The sequence below is a fragment of the Rhodococcus sp. IEGM 1351 genome, assembly GCF_030056875.1.
In the GTDB taxonomy this organism is placed as follows: Bacteria; Actinomycetota; Actinomycetes; order Mycobacteriales; family Mycobacteriaceae; genus Rhodococcus_F; species Rhodococcus_F opacus.
This window is the reverse complement of sequence record NZ_JASHKU010000165.1, coordinates 1-230: the sequence shown is the minus strand read 5'-3', so window position 1 is coordinate 230 and position 230 is coordinate 1. Positions and strand designations below refer to the sequence as shown.

Below are 230 nucleotides of genomic sequence, written 5' to 3'. Positions count from 1 at the left end.
AGAGAAAGACGCCGGTGCGGGTGACGGCGTAGGTGGGGCGGGGCTCCTGGGCGGGTCGGCGGACGACGGAGCCGTCGGTGATGGAGGAGCGGCTGCCGTGGCAGGGGCAGTTGATGGTGCCGTCGCGGACCTCGGACACGGTGCAGCCCTGGTGGGTGCACACCGCCGAGCAGGCCCGGAACACGCCCGCTTGCGGCGGTGTGAGGACGAGGTGTTGCGCAGGGAGGACG

General features: G+C 72.6%; 1 protein-coding gene. It reads right to left on the bottom strand.

Translation table 11 applies throughout. The features are described from left to right. Positions 1-230, bottom strand: a 230-nt coding sequence (locus QM806_RS41180) for a Rieske (2Fe-2S) protein (RefSeq protein ID WP_283295086.1), incomplete at both ends; no start/stop codon positions are given.